Annotated in this window: 2 protein-coding genes; both read left to right on the top strand. The window is 70.3% G+C overall.

Annotated features, from left to right (window positions below; genetic code table 11):
- The coding region (locus LQV45_RS32895) for a ferritin-like domain-containing protein (protein ID WP_230011854.1) at positions 1 to 584 on the top strand (584 nt) is incomplete at its 5' end.
- Positions 585 to 663: 79 nt separating this feature from the next.
- Positions 664 to 1,357 (top strand): VIT family protein (locus LQV45_RS32890; protein ID WP_230011852.1); only part of this gene is annotated, 694 nt, incomplete at its 3' end.

Here is a 1,357-nt window from a genome sequence, read left to right as displayed (position 1 = left end):
ACGTAACCTCGCCGCAGGTGTCCGGCACCTGCCCGGCGCCGTCCGCGACAGCGCCCTCCACAGAGGGTCCGGCCGCAGCAGAACCGTCCACAGCAGCGCAGCCCGAAGGAGAGCCATCCGCGGCCGCGTCCAGCCTCGGCGGCGCCCTGGCGTCGGCTGCGCGGACCGAGGCGCAGACCATCTACGGCTACCAGGTGGCGCTGACCCGGCTCGGTGGCGACGCGGCGAAATCCGCGGCCGAGGAACTGGCCCATCATGACGCGCTCCTTGGCGCCGTGGAATCCCTGAGCCGGCTGCACTGTTCCGCGGTGCCACCACGTGAGGCGGGCTACGCGCTGGAGCCGTCCTTCCTGGCCTCCCCCGCCGCCGGCCTCGGCGACCTGGAAGCCGCCGCCCTGCCGGTCTATGGCGACCTCGTGGCGCTGAGTGAGGGCGGGACCCGGCAGTGGGCCATCGCTGCCCTGTTCGGGTCTGCGAAGCGGGCGGTGCAGTGGGGTGCGGATTCCGGCGCCCTGCCGGGCCTGGACAGGGCCTCGATGCCGACGCGGCCGGCGGGCGAAACGCCGTCGCAGCCCGCGGGCTGAACGCCGGAGCAAGCCTCGGCTTATTTTGGTAAGCCTTGGAATACTGGCATGCCCCGGCGCCGGGTGATTTGCTGTAGGCATGGAAACGACCGGCGCCGCAACCCAGCACGAGAACGAGCCGCACCACAATGACATCGCACACCGCCTCAATTGGCTCCGCGCGGGCGTCCTGGGGGCCAATGACGGCATCGTCTCCGTCGCAGCGATCGTCGTCGGCGTCGCCGGCGCCACCACCGACACCGGAGCAATCCTGCTCGCGGGCGCCGCGGGCGTGGTGGGCGGCGCTATCTCGATGGCGCTCGGGGAATATGTCTCCGTCAGCAGCCAGAAGGACAGCCAGCACGCCTTGATCGAAAAGGAGCGCCGGGAACTGGAGGAACAGCCGGAGGAAGAGCTCGAGGAGCTCGCGGCGATCTACCAGGGCAAGGGCCTCAGCCCCGCGACCGCACGGACGGTGGCCAAGGAACTGACGGCGCACGACGCGCTCGGCGCGCACCTCTCGGCCGAACTCCATATTGACGAGACCGACATCGTGAGCCCCTGGCACGCGGCGTTCGCTTCTGCCATCGCGTTCCTCGCCGGTGCAATCCTGCCCATGCTGGCCATCCTGCTGCCGCCGGAAAGCATCAGGATTCCGCTGACCTTCGTGGCCGTGCTCGTGGCGTTGGCCGCCACCGGCGCCGTGGGCGCGTGGATTGGCGGCGGCTCAAAGCTCAAAGCAGCGATCCGCGTGGTGATTGGCGGCGCCGTTGCGCTGGTGGCAACGTTCGCGA

The sequence above is a fragment of the Microbacterium sp. Bi128 genome (assembly GCF_918698205.1).
This window is presented reverse-complemented; position numbering and strand designations above follow the sequence as displayed.